We start from the raw sequence: 17,525 nt of genomic DNA, 5'->3' as shown, positions 1-17,525 counted from the left end.
CATCCGGTTGGATGACGTGTCATTCACACGCCCACAACGTACATGACACGTCATCCATTCCGCAATTCCAATGACGTGTCATCCACTTGGGTAGGGTGGGAGGCATGGAAAGCCCTAGATGGCTCCGCGAGGAGGAGCAGCGCGCCTGGCGGGCGTACATACGGATGCACGGGCAGCTGACGGCCCTGCTCAACCGGCAGCTGCAGGCCGACTCCGGCCTCTCCCTGGCCGACTACGGGGTGCTCGTCGAGCTCACCGACACCCCGGACGGGCGGTTGCGCCCCTTCGAGCTCCAGCGCGAGCTGCAGTGGGAGCAGAGCCGCCTGTCGCACCACCTGACCCGGATGCAGCGCCGCGGCCTGATCAGCCGCGAGGAGTGCCCCGAGGACGGCCGGGGGGCATTCGTCGTGCTCACCGACGCCGGCCGCGAGGCCATCACCGCCGCGGCCCCCGGGCACGTCGAGGCGGTCCGGAGCCTGTTCTTCGAGGGACTCACCCCCGAGCAGGTCGCCGCGCTCGAACGGCTGTCGACCCAGGTGACGGCCCGGATCGAGACCGCGGCCGGCGACTGCGCCGACCCCGCCTGAGGGCGCCGACCGCACCTCCCGGCGCCGACCGCACCTCCCGGCGCCGACCGCACCTCCCGGCGACGGCCGCACCTTCCGGCGGCGGCCGCACCTCGGTGACGTCGCCCCTCCGGACGGCCGACATGGCGAAGTGCGCGGCGGGAAACCGGGAAGTACGCGGTGGACGTCGGGAAGGGCGCGGCGGGTTTTGCGGGTGGTGTCCGCCGAGTGGGACGCTACGACCAGGCAGTGGGCAGCCGGCAACGGACGAACGGACTTCCCCGCCTGCGTCTCCCACGTTTACCCGACACGCATGGTGATAGCGGACACGGGCATGGGTTGAGGTGCCCGGGGAGGGCAGGGTAGGGGACACCGAGCTACGGGAGTGATCCATGAACGCGCACCTGGACCTGAACCGCCTGGCGGGAGGGGCACACCACGACCCGCATTCGATCCTCGGGGCGCATCCCGGGCCGAAAGGCGTGACGGTCCGGGCGCTGCGCCCCCTGGCGCAGAAGGTCCAGCTCATGCTGGACGACCAGGTCCACGACATGGAGCACGTGGCGTACGGGGTCTTCGAGGTGACGATCCCCGGGCTGGACAAGGTCCCGGACTACCGGTTCCGGGTCTCCTACGCCGGGGCCGAGCCGCATGAGATGTCCGACCCCTACCGGCACTGGCCCACGCTGGGCGAGGTGGATCTGCACCTGATCGGCGAGGGGCGCCACGAACGGCTGTGGGAGGTGCTCGGCGCCCGGGTGATGCGGCACGAGGACACCGACGGCGTGGCCTTCGCCGTGTGGGCGCCGAACGCGCGGGGCGTCCGGGTGATCGGCGACTTCAACCACTGGGACGGCTCGGGCCACCCGATGCGGTCGCTGGGCTCCTCGGGGGTGTGGGAGCTGTTCGTCCCGGGGCTGGAAGAGGGCGAGCGGTACAAGTTCTCCGTCCTGGGCGCCGACAGCGTCTGGCGCGCCAAGGCCGACCCGATGGCCCGGCGCACGGAGGTGCCGCCCGCGACGGCCTCGGTGGTCGACGCCTCGTACCACGAGTGGCAGGACGCCGAGTGGATGCGCCGCCGGGCCGAGCGCGTCGCGGTGAAGGAGCCGATGAGCGTCTACGAGGTGCACCTCGGGTCGTGGCGGCCGGGCCTGTCCTACCGGGAGCTGGCCACCGAACTGGTCGAGTACGTGGTGGACCTGGGGTTCACGCACGTGGAGTTCATGCCGGTGGCCGAGCACCCGTTCGGCGGCTCGTGGGGCTACCAGGTGACGTCCTACTACGCGCCGACCTCCCGGTTCGGCACGCCCGACGAGTTCCGCCACCTGGTCGACAGCCTGCACCGGGCGGGCATCGGGGTCCTGGTCGACTGGGTGCCCGCGCACTTCCCGAAGGACGAGTGGGCGCTGGCGCGGTTCGACGGGACGCCGCTGTACGAGCACGGCGACCCGCGCAGGGGCGAGCACCCCGACTGGGGCACCTACGTCTTCGACTTCGGCCGCCGGGAGGTGCGCAACTTCCTGGTCGCCAACGCGCTGTACTGGCTGCGCGAGTTCCACATCGACGGACTGCGGGTGGACGCGGTCGCCTCCATGCTCTACCTCGACTACTCGCGACGCGAGGGCGAGTGGACGCCCAACCAGTACGGCGGACGGGAGAATCTCGACGCGGTGGAGTTCCTCAAGGAGATGAACGCGGTCGTCTACCGCGACCAGCCGGGGATCGTCACCGTCGCCGAGGAGTCGACGGCCTGGCCCGGCGTCTCGCGGCCGGCGCATCTGGGCGGCCTCGGGTTCGGGTTCAAGTGGAACATGGGCTGGATGCACGACAGCCTCGCCTACCTGGCGCACGAGCCGGTCTTCCGGCAGTACCACCACCACCAGATGACGTTCTCCCTGATGTACGCCTACTCGGAGAACTTCGTGCTGCCGCTGTCGCACGACGAGGTGGTCCACGGCAAGGGGTCGCTGCTCGGCAAGATGCCCGGCGACGAGTGGCAGCGGTTCGCCAACCTGCGCGCGCTGTTCGCCTACATGTGGGCCCACCCCGGTAAGCAGCTGCTGTTCATGGGCGGGGAGTTCGGCCAGGGCTCGGAGTGGTCGGAGACGCGCGGGCTCGACTGGTGGGTGCTCGACTTCGACCTGCACCGGGGCGTGCAGCGGCTGGTGCGCGACCTGAACCGCGTCTACCGGGAGACCCCGGCGCTGTGGACGCAGGACGTCTCCCCGGACGGCTTCCGCTGGATCGACGCCGACGACGCGCAGGGCAACGTGCTGTCGTTCCTGCGCCTGGCGCCCGACGGCTCGGCCGTCGCCTGCGTGGTCAACTTCTCCGGCGCGCCGCATGACGACTACCGCCTCGGCCTGCCGTGGGGAGGCGCGTGGGAGGAGGTGCTCAACACCGACGCCTACGACTACGCAGGCAGCGGCGTGGGGAACTTCGGCACGGTGGAGGCGGTCGAGGAGTCCTGGCACGGCCAGCCGTACTCCGCCCGGTTGCGCGTCCCGCCGCTGGGCGCCGTCTGGCTCCGGCACGCCGGGGAGCGCGTCGAGGACCCGGCCACCGAGGCCGAGGCCGCGCTGACCGCGGCGGCGGCCGTGGTGGAGGAGGCGGCCGAGGAGGTCCTGGCCGAGGAGGGCGCCGATGACGTCCCGCCCCCGGACGCGGAGCCGATGGTGACGGAGACCGTGGCGGGATCGGCGGCTTCGGAGACCGTCGTGGGGTCGATGGTGACGGAGACCGCGGCGGAGTCGGCGGCGTCGGAGACCATGGCGGTCACCGGGGGCGGCGAGGGCATGACCGCTGAGTCGCCGGAAGGGGTCCCGGGCGCGGGCGGCTCCGGCCGTTCCGACAGCGGCCGGTAAGTTTTTCCGACTTCCTTCTCACCACCCTCCGGCGGCCCGGCCGCCGCGCCGCGCCGCGAACGGGCCGGTCACACGTGTTGTGGCCGGCCCGTTCGCCGTTTCCGGGCCGCCCCGGCCGGCCGCGGCCGACCACACGGCCGCGAACAAGGCATTGACCCCGGGACAACGGGAACCTACGCTCAGTTAATCAATAGGAAACTTTCCTATATGTACGGGGGCTAGGAACTCTCTGACCTGGAGCGACCCTTGCGAAGAATCACCATCGGCTCCTTCATCGCTGCGGCGGCGCTGCTCGTCCCCGTCGGGATCGGCACCGCGACGGCCGCCACCCCGGCCACCGCCACCTACGTGACCTCCTCGGACTGGGGCACCGGCTTCGAGGGCAAGGTCACCGTCAAGGCGGGTACGAGCCCCCTGACCAGCTGGAAGGTCGAGTTCGACCTGCCGGCCGCCAACTCGATCTCCTCGGCGTGGGACGCCGACATGACGAGAAGCGGCAGCCACTACACCTTCGCCAACAAGTCGTGGAACGGCGCCCTGGCAGCGGGCGCCTCGGTGAGCTTCGGCTTCAACGGCGCGCCGGGCGGGCTGTCCGGCGTGCTGAACTGCAAGCTCAACGGCGCCCCCTGTGGCGGCGGCCCCACGGACCCCTCCCCCACACCGACCGTGACCCCGACCGTGACCCCCACGGCGACCCCCACGGCGACTCCCACCGCGACCCCCACGGTCACCCCGACCGACGACCCCGGAACCCCGGGCGGCAAGAAGCTCGTCGGCTACTTCACCGAGTGGGGCGTCTACGGCCGCAACTACCACGTGAAGAACCTCGCCACCAGCGGCACCGCAGCGAAGCTGACCCACATCCTGTACGCGTTCGGCAACACCACGGGCGGCCGGTGCTCGATCGGCGACTCCTACGCCGACTACGACAAGGCGTACACCGCCGACCAGAGCGTGGACGGCGTCGCCGACACCTGGGACCAGCCGCTGCGCGGCAACTTCAACCAGCTCCGCAAGCTCAAGAAGGCCTACCCCAACCTCAAGGTGCTGTGGTCGTTCGGCGGCTGGACCTGGTCCGGCGGGTTCACCCAGGCGGCGGCCAACCCCGCGGCGTTCGCCGACTCCTGCTACAACCTGGTGAAGGACCCGCGCTGGGCCGACGTCTTCGACGGCATCGACATCGACTGGGAGTACCCCAACGCCTGCGGCCTGACCTGTGACACCAGCGGCCCGAACGCCTTCAAGAACGTGGTCTCCGCGGTGCGCGCCAAGTTCGGCTCCAACGCGCTGGTCACCGCGGCGATCACCGCCGACGGCTCCTCCGGCGGCAAGCTCGACGTCACCGACTACGCGGGCGCGGCGGCGAGCCTGAACTGGCTGATGCCGATGACCTACGACTTCTTCGGCGCCTGGGACGCCAAGGGCCCGACCGCCCCGCACTCGCCCCTCACCTCCTACACCGGCATCCCGAAGGAGGGCTTCAACTCCGACGCCGCGATCCAGAAGCTGAAGGCCAAGGGCGTCCCGGCGTCCAAGCTCCTGCTCGGCGTCGGCTTCTACGGCCGCGGCTGGACCGGCGTGACCCAGGCCGCGCCCGGCGGCACCGCCACCGGGGCCGCCCCCGGCACCTACGAGGCGGGCATCGAGGACTACAAGGTCCTCAAGACGAAGTGCCCGGTCACCGGCACCGTCGCCGGCACCGCCTACGGCTTCTGCGGCGGCCAGTGGTGGAGCTACGACACCCCGGCCACCATCGCCGGCAAGATGACCTACGCCAAGAACCAGGGTCTGGGCGGCGCGTTCTTCTGGGAGACCAGCGGAGACACCGCCAACGGTGAGCTCGTCAGCGCCATGGCAGGCGGACTCCGGTAAAGTTTCGCTCGCTCGGCCCTCCGTGCGCTCAAGGCCGCGGGGGGTCGAGCCATGTCCTCATCCCGCGCCGCGCTCGATTCCGGCAGCAGGTCGTCATCACCGAACGGCCTGCCGGTCCGGCCTCCTTCAGCGTGCCGGTGGAACTGCCCCCGGGCCTCGCCTTCGGCAAGAACGCCGCAGGCCAGCCCACCGTCACAGGCAAGGACGGCAAGGCACTCACCCAGGTGCGACCGACCCTGCTGCAGGACGCCAAGGCCATCGCCGTCCTTCAGAACCACCGGATCGCTCAATGAGGAAAAGGTTCATTGTGTCGGTGGGCGCTGCGAGCATGACGGGGTGATCGCGTCCCCTGACGACTACTCCCGGTTCCCCTCCGAGCACCTCCCCGATCTGGGGGGTGCCTACTGCTTCACCTACGTCCGCGGCCTGACACCTGAGGAACTGGTGACCCGGCTCGGCGTCCGGGTCGAAGACTGCTCTCACATGACGCTTGATGAGCTGACGAGTACCGCCTACTCCGGCTACGACGGGAAGAGCATGTTCTTCGGCGTCACGGCTGTAGGCGACTGGGTACTCATCGTCGAGGCCAACGGCAGGCTCGGCGTCACCGACGAGATCACCGTGCCGCTGTCGGCGGGCACCCGCCTCGTCTCCCACTTCTACCTCGACATCAAGTGCATGGACTACTTCCACTGGATCGAAGACGGAAAGATCCGGTTCGAGTTCCAGTACCAGGACGGCTATTCCCACTGGATCGAAGACGGAAAGATCCAGCGCGAGTTCCCGCACTGGGAAGGCTACTCAGAGGAGATGCCGGACGAACTCGCAGAGACCATGGAGCGGATCGACTCCGTCTACCCTCCACACACCGACCCCAACGAAGGGCCGGCGTTCCTCCTGGCCGAGCGCCTCACCGGGATCACGATGACGCCGCAGCTGCTGGAGGAGGCCACCTACCTGTGCGGAGCCGTTCCTGACCCGAGGTGAGCCGAACCCACAGTCCGCGACCCCCGCGAGTCGGCCGTAGACGATGGACCACTCCGCTGCAAGCTCCTGCGGGCTCCACGGTGCCGTTCTCCGCAGGCTTGTCGCACCAGGCCATCAGGATGAAAAAGCCTCCCTGTGGAGGGGCACCGACACGGGCTGCGAAGACGATCGGGCCATCTTCTCCGGACATCCGTTCTCGGTACCCGAGGACAACTTCACCCTGGGAAGACCTGGCGCCAAGAACTACGGCTTGAATTACTGCAAGTACTGCACCTGGGATATTTACAAAAAATACGGCTACACGGATACGCAGTGTGATGAATATCCCTTCGCCTCCACTCAGGAAGGAGTCGCCAAGGACAAGATGAACTGATCCGTCCAGGGCGTCCGGAAGAGCCATAATATACTGCATGGAGCCGCGCTCAAGGCATTCTATGGCCATTGCCGACTCCTCACCTATGATCCGACAAAAACCATCACCAAGGTTAGCGACAGCCCGTTCTGGTGAAGATCGTGGATTAACGGCCATTAATGTGGGGCCGCCGAGCGCAGCCCCGCCCCCCATCAGATACAAGAACACAGAGAACGATGAATACGAAACAGGCGCTTCCCGAAGCGAATCAATGGGCCTTGCTGGCCGAGTACGGCCACTGGCTCGACCAGGGATTCCACGCCCTCTGGATAGAGAGCAGTGATCAAGAAGAGCTTGCCCGACTGCTTGAGGTGGATCCGGGCTCGCGCCTGGAGTGCGACCTGAAAACCGTTTTTGAGACTTACGAAGGCCTGCCGCACAAGGCCATCTGGATGGGGCCGCACACATCCGGCTGGACACACATGTTCGCCTTCGGCATGTACTCGTTCCACCCCGCGATACGCAATCTGGGAAAGCGACGCGTCTTCGAGATCTGCTACGCAGGAGAAGTGGGCGAAGGACTCGAGCCGTTGTACCTGAACTACGACGGAGAGCAACTCGGTGACATCTCCCCGCCATTGGTTGAAGGCGGCCCCATGGACCTCGCCGACTACCTGCCCTACACAGCGGGCCTGGAACTCGGCAGGACGGGCACTCATTGGGACGTGCATCTCTTCTTCTGCATGATGGGTCGCATCACGGGTCGCTTCGCCGACCGGGAATGGTGGGCGTCGACCCGCACTTTCTATAGCATCCCCGACGGGTCCTGGGAAAAATAAAGACCCAAAGGGTGGTTCGCTGGTTTCTTTCCTTTCTTCACAGGAACACGTAGGGCTTGGGCGAGATGAGCTGGGGAGGGTTTCACCGCCGACGCGCCACGCGGTGGCCGTTCCACCGCGCGGCTGCGCCCTGTCCGGGCACCGTCCGCTTTCTCTCCGCCGCGCGGCGCGGCGGTGTCCCGTCAGGGCTCTATCCACTCCCTCATCGGCTGCCAGGGCGCGGTGTCGAACACCAGCGTGATCGAGGTGATCACGCCGCCGTCGAGGCGGAAGTGCTCGGCCGTGCGCTGGGTGCCGGCCGGCGTCGCGGTATGCACGTCGTACACGAGCGTCGCCTCCGCCTCGCCGTACAGCTCGCTGATCAGGTCGACTCCCGTCACGATCGACACGAACCCCGGCAGCGTGGCCAGGTGCTCCGTGCGGTCGTCGGAGGTGATGAACGGGCTCTGGAAACGGAACGGCTCGCCGAGGTACGCCGCCGCCGCGGTCGCGTCGCCGCGGAAGCGCGCCTCGTGGTAGCCCCGCACGGCGTGGCGGGTCCGCTCCGGGGTGTCAGGGATCGGGCCGGGCCTCGTCGGGAGGTGCTCACCCGCGTCACCCCTGTCAGTGGTCATCGCGCTGTCCGTTCTGGCGGAGGTGGGCGGAGAGCCGGATCTGGTTGTCGGCCAGCCGCAGGCAGAGGTCGCGGAAGACGACCAGCTCCTCGGGCGTGAATCCGCGGAACATCGCCCGCATGGCCGCCTGCGTGGGCTTACGGAAGGCGTCCAGCCAGGCCCGTCCGGCGGGCGTGATCTCGGCGAGGACCGAACGCCGGTCCGCCTCGTCGGGGACCCGGCGGACCAGGCCGTCGCGTTCCAGCGTGTCCACCAGCCCGGTGACGTTGCGCGAGCTGACCCCGGCGGCTCGGGCGAGCTCACCGATGCTGAGTCCTCGCTCCTCGCCGTCCAGGCGGATCAGCACGTCGAGCGCGCCCGCGCTGAGCCCCCGGCCCTCGGAGCCGTGGGAGCGCATGCGCTCGACGGCGCGGTGGGCGGTGCGGACGGCCGCGGCCGCCTCGAAGGCGAGCGGATCACCGCCGTCGGTGACGAACCGGGCCATGGTGGCCCTGACCCGGGGGTCGTAGTGGAAACCGGCTGGATCGACCTCGAAATTACGTACGTCGTTCATAATGAGAAAGCAGATTAGTACATGCTTCCATAAATGATCAACCGGACGCCCCGGGCTCCCGCGCCGTCCCTTGCCCCGGCCCGTGCGCCATCCCACGCTCAGGGCTCCCACGCCGTCTCACCCTCGGGAATCCCGCGACATCTCACGTTCGGGAACCCCGCGCCGCTCCCGACCCGGACCTCCTCCCACGCCGTCCCACGCCCGGGACCGCCCGCTTCTGAACGCGACCTGGGAAGATCCGGAAATCCGCCGCGAAGGTATTCACCGGAGGCGAGACGCTCCCTAGACTCCGAATCGCCCGTTTCATCCCCCGGAGGACGTGTGCGACTTCGCGCTCTCGTGGCCATGGCGATCATGCTCACCATCACCCCGGCCGCGCCCGCGCTCGCCGCCGACTCCCCGCCCGTCCCACCTCCGCCCGCCGTCGCGCCCCCGGTCACGGACACCGCCGGTACGGCCCCGGCTCAGGCCGCCACCGGTACGGCCCCGCCCGAGGGGACGCCTGCCGCACAGGATCCGCCGGGCGTGCAAAACCCGCCCGCCGTACAGGAGACGCCACCTGCGGAGCGGCCGAAGCTGGAGGCCGGGCTCGGCGGCGACGAGGACGGTGGCGAAAACGGCGGCCGGGTCATCGTCGAGGTGACCGCGCCCGCCGAGACCGCGCCGGTGGCCGGCGAGGCGCGGACGCTGCCCGGCACCGAGGTCGTGCTGCAGCCGCCGGACACCTCCTTCCTGGTGGTCGAGGGCACCGGCGAGGCCCTGGAGAAGCTGGCCGCCGACCCCCGGGTGGTGTCGGTCCGGCGCGACCGCGCCTACTCCGCCGCCTCGCTGTCCTCCGGGCTGACGCTGATCGGGGCCGACCGGGCCATCGCGGAGGGCGCGACCGGTGAGGGCCGGACGATCGCGGTGGTGGACACCGGGATCGACGCCGGCCATCCCGCGCTGAACGGGAAGGTCGTGGACGAGGCGTGCTTCTCCGCGACCGGCGACGGCGCGAAGTCCCTGTGCCCCGGCGGCCAGGACACGCAGACCGGTCCGGGCGCGGCCGACGCGAAGACGGCGGCGTGCGTGAGCGGCGCCGCCAACCTGTGCGACCACGGCACCCATGTCGCGGGCATCGCGCACGCGGTCGCGCCGGGCGCCGACATCGTGGCGCTCCAGGTCTTCAGCCGGTTCGACGGCGTCGAGGAGTGCGTCGTCGAGGAGGCGTGCGTGGGCGCCTACGAGTCCACGATCCTGCTCGCCCTCGACCACCTCATCAAGCTGAAGGACACCTCCCGGCCCGGCCTGGTCGCGGTGAACCTCAGCCTCGGCGGCGGTTTCTACGATGGGGCGTGCGACGGTGCGCCCGAGATCGGCCCGCTGAAGCAGCGGATCGACGCGCTGCGCGCCCGGGGCGTCGTCACCGTCGCCGCCGCGGGGAACGAGGGCGTGGCGGGCGGCGGCGCGCCGGCCTGCGTCTCCAGCGCGGTGACCGTGGGCGCGGTGGGCGGCGACGACCGGGTGCCCTCCTGGTCCAACCACGGCCCGACACTGGATCTCTTCGCGCCGGGCCTTGAGATCGACTCCGCGGTGCCCGGCGGCGGCACCGCGGTCTACAGCGGCACCTCGATGGCGGCCCCGCACGTCACGGGCGCGCTGGCGGCGCTGGCGCAGAAGTCCGCCGGCGCCTCCCCCGACGCGCTCGTCGGCAGGCTGACCGCGGCGGGCCGCCCGATCGTCTACGGCGGGGTCACCACCCCGCGTCTCGACGTGTACGGCGCGCTGACCGGTCAGGCGCCCGGCCCGCCGGCCACCCAGGAGCCGGGGCCCGGCGACGGCTCGGGTGACGGTTCGGGTGACGGCTCCGCGCCCGGCGACCAGGACGCCCCCGTCCCGGACCCCAGCTCAGGGCCTGCCCCGGACCCGCAGGACACCCCGGCGCCCGCCGAGCCGGAGCCCGTCCCGCTGCCGACGGTGACGGTCACCGTGACGGTCACCGCCGCGCCCGTCACCGTCCCGCCTACCGGGTCCCCGGCGTCCGCGCCCGCCGTCTGCACCCGGGGCAAGGGCGGCAAGCGCCTGACCGCGGAGCAGTGGGCCGTCGAGATGACCCGGGGCAGGGGCGTGCTGAGCGACGGGACGCTCGGCTGCTACCTGCGGCTCGTCTCCAAGGCGAGCGCGGTCTTCCCCGAGGTCACCCGCGCCTCCACGCTCGGCACGGCCTACCGGGTGCTGCGCCCGGCCAAGCGGACGGCGCGGGCCGCGCTGGACAGCGAACTGCTGGCCGCCTGGCTGAACTGGGCGCACGGCACGGCCGGCCTCACCGCGAAGGCCGGCCGTACGGGCTCGGCGGAGAAGACGGGGAGCGCGAAGGCCACGGTCGGGAGCGTCATCGCCACGGCGGAGAAGCGGCGGCTCACCGGCGCCTCGCTCACCTCGTCCACCTCGATGCTGCGGAAAGGGGTGAATGTCCGCGGTACCGCATAAGTAGCTTTTTGGTCGCCTAGGGTGTTAGCCATGGACGCGACCAAGGTGATCATCGATTCCGTCGACCGGTTCCGGCAGCGGCGCACCGCCCCGCTGGTCCTTGAACTCGACCTCACCGAGGGCCTGCTCGACGGCCCCCCGGCCGACCCGCTGAACGCGGTGCTGTCCATGCGCAGGCCGCGGCTGAGCGACGTGCTGTCCGGCCTCAAGCGCGCCCGGACGGACACGCGGGTCAGGGCCCTGGTCGTCAAGATCGGCACCCGCCCGCTGGGACTGGCGATGGTGCAGGAGCTGCGCCAGGCCGTGACCCGGCTGCGCGAGGCGGGCAAGCTGACGGTCGCGTTCGCCGAGTCGTTCGGCGAGTTCGGCGCGGGCACCGTCCCCTACTACCTGGCCACCGCCTTCGAGCGGGTCTACCTGCAGCCGTCGGGCGACGTGGGGCTCACCGGCGTCGCGATCGAGCAGCGCTTCCTGAAGGGCGCGCTCGGCAAACTCGGCGTGGACTACCAGATCGGCCAGCGGCACGAGTACAAGACCGCGGCCAACACCTTCACCCAGGACCACATGACCGAGGCGCACCGCGAGTCGATGGGCCGGATCACCGAGTCGATCACCGAGCAGGTCGTCGCGGGCATCGCCGAGGGCCGCGGGATGGAGCCCGCCAGGGTCCGTGAGCTGGTGGACCGGGGACCGTTCATCGGCGCCGAGGCCGTCGAGGCGGGCCTGGTGGACCGGATGGCCTACCGCGACGAGGTCTACGACGAGGTCAAGAAGGCCGCCGGTGAGGATTCCCTGCTCCTCTACGTCACCCGCTACGCCCGTGGCCCGATCGCGAAGAAGCTGCCCCGCCCCGGCGAGGACGTCGTCGCGCTGGTCCACGGCAACGGCGCGGTACGGCTCGGCCGCAGCGGCCGCAGCCCGCTGGGCGGCGGCGGGGCGATGGGCTCCGACACCGTCTGCGCGGCCCTGCGCGCGGCCCGCAACGACGACCACGTCAAGGCCGTCGTGTTCCGGGTGGACAGCCCCGGCGGTTCCTACGTCGCCTCCGACGCCATCTGGCGCGAGGTGGTGCTGACCCGTAAGGCGGGCAAGCCGGTCGTGGTCTCGATGGGCGACCTCGCGGCCTCCGGCGGCTACATGGTCTCGATGGCCGCCGACGCGATCGTGGCCCAGCCGGGCACGCTCACCGGCTCCATCGGCGTGTTCGGCGGCAAGGCCGTCATCGGCGGGCTGCTGGAGAAGATCGGCATCTCCTCCGAGACGGTCGGTGAGGGCGCCAACGCCGGGATGTTCTCCCCGACGAACGCCTTCTCCGAGGCCCAGTGGGCGCGGGTCAACGCCTGGCTGGACCGGGTCTACGACGACTTCGTGGCCAAGGCCGCCGAGGGCCGTGACCTGCCGCGCGAGCGCGTCCACGAGCTGGCCAGGGGCCGGGTCTGGACCGGCGCGGACGCCCACGCGCACGGGCTCGTCGACGAGCTCGGCGGCCTGGAGGACGCCCTCGCCCTGGCGCGGAAGAAGGCGGGCGTCGCCGCCGACGCCCCGGTGCGGGTCTACCCCAGGCTGAGCCCGCTGGAGCGGCTGCGCCCGGCGGAGTCGAGCGAGGACAGGGCCGCCGCGCTGTCCCGGGTCCGGCTGGAGTCGTGGGGTTCGATCTCCCACCTCGCCGCCGAGCTGGGCCTGCCGTCGTACGGCCCGCTCATGCTCCCCGGCTCCTGGACGATCCGCTAGAAGGCCACCGATACAAGATCTTCAGTGGCCTTCCAGCCCCGTCCCCGCACGGTCGATGCCCCTGCTCCGTAGATGACCTGGCCGAGCTCACCCACGGACAGGTCATCGAGGTCCCGGCCGCCGACCGGTCGGCCTCTCCGGCGCCGCCGGTCCACGTGAGGCCGTACTCGGGCCGGGGCGGACCGGCCGGCCGTCCGGATGTAGCGGTACGCGCCGACGAACCGATAGGTGAATGCGAAACACGGTGGTGGTGACGAGCTCGGTCAGGTGAAACGCCATGGCGGACGGCAGCGGGGAAGACAGCGCCGAGGCGACCAGGGAGCGGGTCTCCCTGGCACTGACCCGCCAGATGGCCTCCGGCGCCCTGAGGGCCACTCCCCCGACGCTGCTGGCGGTTCTGTCGGCGAGCGCCCTGCTTCCGCTGGCACTGACCGAACCGAGCATGACGGGTGCGGCGACGCTGGGCATCGCGGCGGGCGTGGGCACCAATGTGCTCAGCGGGGTGATCAGCGACGCGGTCGCCGCACTGCGCCGCCGCGCGGGGCCCCCGACCCCGGCGCAGGCCGAGAACGAGCTGGCCGAACGGATCGAGCGTGCCCTGACCGGGGATCAGGCCCGTGCCACGCTGCTGCGGCGGGAGATCGCCGCGCTGATGCGAGAGATCGACATGGCGGGGATCGCCCTGGAGGTCGCGATCAAGTCCGGTGATCGGGCGACCAGGACACAGATCACCCGGGCGTTCGCCGAGCTGAGCGAGGAGTTCGAGGAGTTCTCCGACCTGCTGACCGGGATCGGGGACGCGGCGGCGGACATCCAGCGGACGCTGCGCCGCCAGGACGCCGAGCACCGCAGCGACCGGGAACGGCTGCGCGAACAGTCCGCGCAGTTGATGCGCGTCCTTGAGGATCTGGCCATTCTGCGGCAGAGCGGCGTACGCCGTCACCACGGCACCGCCGCTGGAGCCGGGGAGCCGGGTGCGCCGCAGGACAGTCCTGTCTGGGAGTCGGGTAGCCCTTACCGAGGTCTGTGGCCGTTCGAGGTCGACCATGCGCGGATCTTCTACGGCCGTGAGCAGGAGACGATCCGGCTGGTGGGCGCGTTGGCCGAGCGGCTGAACCGGCCTGGCCCGTTGATCGTCACCGGAGCGTCCGGCGCCGGGAAGTCGTCGCTGCTGCGAGCGGGGCTGATGCCCGCGCTGGCCAGAGGACTGCTGGCGGTGCCGGGGGCGGAGCGCTGGCCGCGTCTGCTGATCACCGCGACGGCGGACCCGCTGGGTGAGCTCGCGGCGGCGCTGGCGTCGTTGGCGGGGTCGCTGGATCCGGTCACGATCCGGCGCTCTCTGGCCGACGATCCCACGCGGGCGGCGCTGGTCGTCCGGCAGGTCCTGCTGGCCGTGGGCGACACCGGCGGTTCACGGCTGGTCATCGTGGTGGACCAGTTCGAGGAGGTCTTCACGCTGGTGACCGACCGCCGGATCCGTGATGCCTTCGTGACGACGCTGGTCGCGGCGGCCACCGAGCCCGCGGGGGCGGCGGGGCAGCCGGGCGCGCTGGTCGTCATGGCCGTGCGCGGCGACTTCATCGACCGCTGCGCGGACACCGCCGCACTGGCCCCGGCGATGCGGGAGGGACCGTTCGTGCTGGGCCCGATGACCAGGGCCGAGCTGCGCAGAGCCGTCGTCGGCCCGGCCGAGGCCGCCGGGCTGACCCTTGAGGCGGGACTGACCGAGTCCATTCTGGACGACGTCGCCACCCCCGCCGTCCGGGGCGAGGCGGCGGAATCCGCCGGGTACGGGGCGGGAGTCCTGCCGCTGCTGTCCCAGGCCCTGCTGGCGACCTGGGAGAACAGAGAGGGCACCCGGCTGACCACCAGGGCGTACGGCGAGGGCGGCGGGGTGGCCAAGGCCGTGCAGACGAGCGCCGAGGCCGCGTACGCCACGCTGTCCACCGAAGCCGAGCGCGCGACCGCGCGAACGATGTTCAGGCAGATGGCCGTGGTACGGGGCGGGCGCGTCACCCGGCGGCCCGTGGCGCTCACCGCGCTCGACGAAGCCGGTGGGGCGGCGAGGGTGCTGAGCGCGTTCGCCGATCGGCGACTGGTGGTGCTCAACGAGGGCACGGCCGAGATCGCGCACGACGTGCTGCTGACGGTCTGGCCGAGGCTGCGCGAGTGGCTGGCCGACGACCATGCGAGCCACGTCGTCCACACCCAGTTGACCGAGGACGCCGCCGAGTGGGCGGCCGGCGGCGAGGACGCCTCCTTCCTGTACCGGGGCACGCGACTGGCCGCCGTCCAACAGGAGCGGGCACGCTGGGAGTCCGACCCGGACCGCTATCCGGCGCTCACGCCGGAGGCCCGGCGGTTCGTCGCGGCCGGCACCCGGGCCGTGACGCGCTCGGCCCGGGTACGCCGGGTGGTGACGGCCGGCCTGGCCCTGCTGCTGGTCGCCGCGCTGGCGGGTGCCGGACTGGCGGTGAGCGCGGCGGGCACGGCCCGGATGGAACGTGACAGGGCCGACGCGCAGCGAGGCGTCGACCTGTCACGGCGGCTGTCGCTGCAGAGCGTCACGATCGCCGACACCGACCCCGGTGCCGCCCTCATGCTGGCCGCCACGGCGTGGGACACCGCGCACACACCGGAGGCCGGACACGCGATGATCAACGCGCTCGCACGCCGCGGCAGGGGAACGCTCACCACCGCCGACGACCGCATCAGTCCCGCCCCCGCCGGCGTGCCGGAGAACCCGATCTCGGGCTATCTCGACGTGATGTTCTCTGACGTGGCCTTCGCCCCCGACGGCAAGATCTTGGCCACTGCGGGCGGCGACGGCGTTGTGCGGCTGTGGGACGTGGCCGCCCGCCGTCAGGTGGGCTGGTTCTCGACCGGCGACCACAGGGTCGAGTCGGTGAGGTTCAACCCCGACGGCACGCGCATCGCGACCGTCGACCAGCAGGGGATGCTGCGGATATGGGACTCCTCGACCAAGGTCCAGCTCCGGGCGTTCGACACGGGCGACTGGAGCATCCGCCGGCTGGCGTGGAGCCCTGACGGCATCACCGTGGCCACCACCGGAGGTGCCGCCCTGCTGTGGGACACCCATAAGGGCCACCGGGCCGGCCGGTTGACCTCCGGCGGCCGGACACAGGTCACGTTCGTCGCGTTCGACCCGGCCGGCAAGCTGGCGGTCACCGGCGAGGGGGACGGCACCGTACGGCTGTGGGACGCTGTGACGCGCAAGCCGTTCGGCCGTCCGCTCAAGGGTCACACCCGCTGGATCACAGGGGCGACGTTCATCCCCAACGGCCGGATCCTGATCACCAGCAGTCAGGACAGGACCGTCCGGATGTGGGACGTGGAGCGCGGCACACCGCTGGGCAGGCCCATAAAGGTCACCGGCGACGGCGTTTCGGCCCTGGCCCTCAGCGGGGACGGTCAGACCATCGCCACGGGCACCGCCCTGGACGGAGTGATCCAGCTGTGGGACCTGACGTCCCAGCGGCGGATCGGCCCGACGTTGACCGGTCACGGGTCAAGCCTGGCCGGGGTGGCGGGGCTGGCGTTCGGCGGGGACGGCTCGACCCTGGTCTCGGCCGGTGGCGACGGCAGCGTCCGGCTGTGGACCACGGCGGGGTTCCGGCAGGTGGGCCCCATGCTCCTGGGTCACAAAGGCTCGGTGGAAACCGTGGCCTTCAGCCCGGACGGGAGAGTGCTGGCCACGGCCGGTGGCGACAAGGACATCCGGTTGTGGGACCCCGCCACGCACCGGCCTGAGGACCCGCCGCTGACCGGGCACACCGATGGCGTCCAGCAGGTCGCCTTCGGCCCCGGCGGGCGGACCCTGGTGTCCATCGCCGACTACGAGGCGGACCTGTGGGTCTGGGACGTCAAGGCCCGGCGCAGGATCGGTGCGCCGCTCGTCGGACATGAGGCGTCGTTCAACGGCGGAGCGAGAGGGGTGGCGATCAGCCGGGACGGCCGGTGGGCCGCCACCGCGGGCGTGGACGGCACCGCCCGTCTATGGGACATTTCCCGGCACACCGCGCTGGGCGGACCGCTGCGTGGTCACCGGTCCAGCGGGATCGAGGGCGTCAGAGGGGTCGCGTTCAGCCCCGACGGCGCGACACTGGCCACCGCGGGCGACGACCACACGATCCGGCTCTGGGACGTGCGCACGCAGCGCGGTCTCGGCACCCCCCTTTTCGGGCACACCGCGGCGGTCCACCGTGTCGCGTTCAGCCCGGACGGCCGTCACCTGCTCAGCGGCGGGGCCGATGGCACGGTCCGGCTGTGGGACGTGCGCGCCCACCGTCAGGCCGGCCGGCCGTTCACCGGCCATACCGGCACCGTTAGGGATGTCGCCTTCAGCCCGGACGGGCGGGTGATCGCCACCGGCGGCGACGACGGCACCGTGCGGCTGTGGGACCTGGCCACACGCCAGCAGATTGGCGCCGCCGCACATCCCGACGACGGCGGCGTCTACGCCGTGGCCTTCAGTCCGAACGGCCGGACTCTCGCCACCGGCGCCGCGAACGGCGTGGTCTGGCTGTGGGACGTGGCCATTCCTTCCGACCTGTTCCGGGCGGCCTGTTCGGCCGCCGGACGCTCGCTCACTCCTCAGGAGTGGCGGCAGTACCTCCCCGGCGAGCCGTACCGTCCGGTCTGCGGTGGCCGCTGATGT

The 17,525-nt window shown here is 71.1% G+C and carries 12 protein-coding genes; 10 read left to right on the top strand and 2 right to left on the bottom strand.

Annotated features, from left to right (window positions below):
- Positions 1–104: 104 nt before the first annotated feature.
- The 7 genes from IEZ10_RS17490 to IEZ10_RS17460 all read left to right on the top strand — a co-directional run bounded on the left by IEZ10_RS17490 (position 105) and on the right by IEZ10_RS17460 (position 7,480).
- Positions 105–587 carry a MarR family winged helix-turn-helix transcriptional regulator gene (locus IEZ10_RS17490; protein ID WP_189247574.1) on the top strand — a complete coding sequence of 161 codons (483 nt, stop codon included), beginning with the start codon at positions 105–107 and terminating at the stop codon, positions 585–587.
- Positions 588–958: 371 nt separating this feature from the next.
- Positions 959–3,430: a 1,4-alpha-glucan branching protein GlgB gene (gene glgB, locus IEZ10_RS17485; RefSeq protein WP_189247573.1), complete on the top strand. Its 2,472-nt coding sequence runs from the start codon at positions 959–961 to the stop codon at positions 3,428–3,430.
- A 246-nt stretch (positions 3,431–3,676) separates the two neighbouring features.
- On the top strand, positions 3,677–5,302 hold the full coding sequence (locus IEZ10_RS17480) for a glycosyl hydrolase family 18 protein (RefSeq protein ID WP_229811369.1): 1,626 nt from the start codon (positions 3,677–3,679) through the stop codon (positions 5,300–5,302).
- A gap of 137 nt (positions 5,303–5,439) precedes the next feature.
- A complete protein-coding gene (locus IEZ10_RS17475) occupies positions 5,440–5,595 on the top strand; it encodes a hypothetical protein (RefSeq protein WP_229811368.1) in 156 nt (51 codons plus the stop codon).
- 43 nt (positions 5,596–5,638) lie between these two features.
- Positions 5,639–6,289: a DUF6461 domain-containing protein gene (locus tag IEZ10_RS17470; protein ID WP_189247571.1), complete on the top strand. Its 651-nt coding sequence runs from the start codon at positions 5,639–5,641 to the stop codon at positions 6,287–6,289.
- A 43-nt stretch (positions 6,290–6,332) separates the two neighbouring features.
- The gene (locus IEZ10_RS17465; protein WP_189247570.1) at positions 6,333–6,662 is read left to right on the top strand and encodes a NucA/NucB deoxyribonuclease domain-containing protein; all 330 of its coding nucleotides are present in this window, start codon (positions 6,333–6,335) and stop codon (positions 6,660–6,662) included.
- A 215-nt stretch (positions 6,663–6,877) separates the two neighbouring features.
- Positions 6,878–7,480 (top strand): hypothetical protein, encoded by a 603-nt coding sequence (locus IEZ10_RS17460; RefSeq protein WP_189247569.1) that lies wholly within the window; start codon positions 6,878–6,880, stop codon positions 7,478–7,480.
- 182 nt (positions 7,481–7,662) lie between these two features.
- Here the strand turns inward: IEZ10_RS17460 and IEZ10_RS17455 are convergent, their stop codons facing one another.
- Both IEZ10_RS17455 and IEZ10_RS17450 read right to left on the bottom strand, forming a co-directional pair.
- Positions 7,663–8,094 (bottom strand): hypothetical protein, encoded by a 432-nt coding sequence (locus IEZ10_RS17455; RefSeq protein ID WP_229811367.1) that lies wholly within the window; start codon positions 8,092–8,094, stop codon positions 7,663–7,665.
- A complete protein-coding gene (locus IEZ10_RS17450) occupies positions 8,084–8,647 on the bottom strand; it encodes a MarR family winged helix-turn-helix transcriptional regulator (RefSeq protein ID WP_189247568.1) in 564 nt (187 codons plus the stop codon). The genes IEZ10_RS17455 and IEZ10_RS17450 overlap by 11 nt, the downstream gene beginning before the upstream one ends.
- Before the next feature lie 321 nt (positions 8,648–8,968).
- Here IEZ10_RS17450 and IEZ10_RS17445 point away from each other — a divergent pair, with 321 nt between their 5' ends.
- From IEZ10_RS17445 to IEZ10_RS17435, 3 genes are all read left to right on the top strand, one after another.
- Positions 8,969–11,116, top strand: a complete 2,148-nt coding sequence (locus tag IEZ10_RS17445) for a S8 family peptidase (protein ID WP_189247567.1) — start codon at positions 8,969–8,971, stop codon at positions 11,114–11,116.
- 30 nt (positions 11,117–11,146) lie between these two features.
- Positions 11,147–12,847 carry a signal peptide peptidase SppA gene (sppA, locus tag IEZ10_RS17440; RefSeq protein WP_189247566.1) on the top strand — a complete coding sequence of 567 codons (1,701 nt, stop codon included), beginning with the start codon at positions 11,147–11,149 and terminating at the stop codon, positions 12,845–12,847.
- 277 nt (positions 12,848–13,124) lie between these two features.
- A complete protein-coding gene (locus IEZ10_RS17435) occupies positions 13,125–17,522 on the top strand; it encodes an nSTAND1 domain-containing NTPase (protein ID WP_189247565.1) in 4,398 nt (1,465 codons plus the stop codon).
- Positions 17,523–17,525: the final 3 nt, after the last annotated feature.

This window comes from Streptosporangium pseudovulgare, assembly GCF_014648055.1.
In the GTDB taxonomy this organism is placed as follows: domain Bacteria; phylum Actinomycetota; class Actinomycetes; order Streptosporangiales; family Streptosporangiaceae; genus Streptosporangium; species Streptosporangium pseudovulgare.
This window is presented reverse-complemented; position numbering and strand designations above follow the sequence as displayed.

Coding starts and splice junctions, on each gene's coding strand:
- sppA (WP_189247566.1), top strand. CDS start 11,147: ATGGACGCGACCAAGGTGATCATCGATTCCGTCGACCGGTTCCGGCAG.
- IEZ10_RS17455 (WP_229811367.1), bottom strand. CDS start 8,094: ATGACCACTGACAGGGGTGACGCGGGTGAGCACCTCCCGACGAGGCCC.
- IEZ10_RS17435 (WP_189247565.1), top strand. CDS start 13,125: ATGGCGGACGGCAGCGGGGAAGACAGCGCCGAGGCGACCAGGGAGCGG.
- glgB (WP_189247573.1), top strand. CDS start 959: ATGAACGCGCACCTGGACCTGAACCGCCTGGCGGGAGGGGCACACCAC.
- IEZ10_RS17460 (WP_189247569.1), top strand. CDS start 6,878: ATGAATACGAAACAGGCGCTTCCCGAAGCGAATCAATGGGCCTTGCTG.
- IEZ10_RS17465 (WP_189247570.1), top strand. CDS start 6,333: ATGGACCACTCCGCTGCAAGCTCCTGCGGGCTCCACGGTGCCGTTCTC.
- IEZ10_RS17450 (WP_189247568.1), bottom strand. CDS start 8,647: ATGAACGACGTACGTAATTTCGAGGTCGATCCAGCCGGTTTCCACTAC.
- IEZ10_RS17490 (WP_189247574.1), top strand. CDS start 105: ATGGAAAGCCCTAGATGGCTCCGCGAGGAGGAGCAGCGCGCCTGGCGG.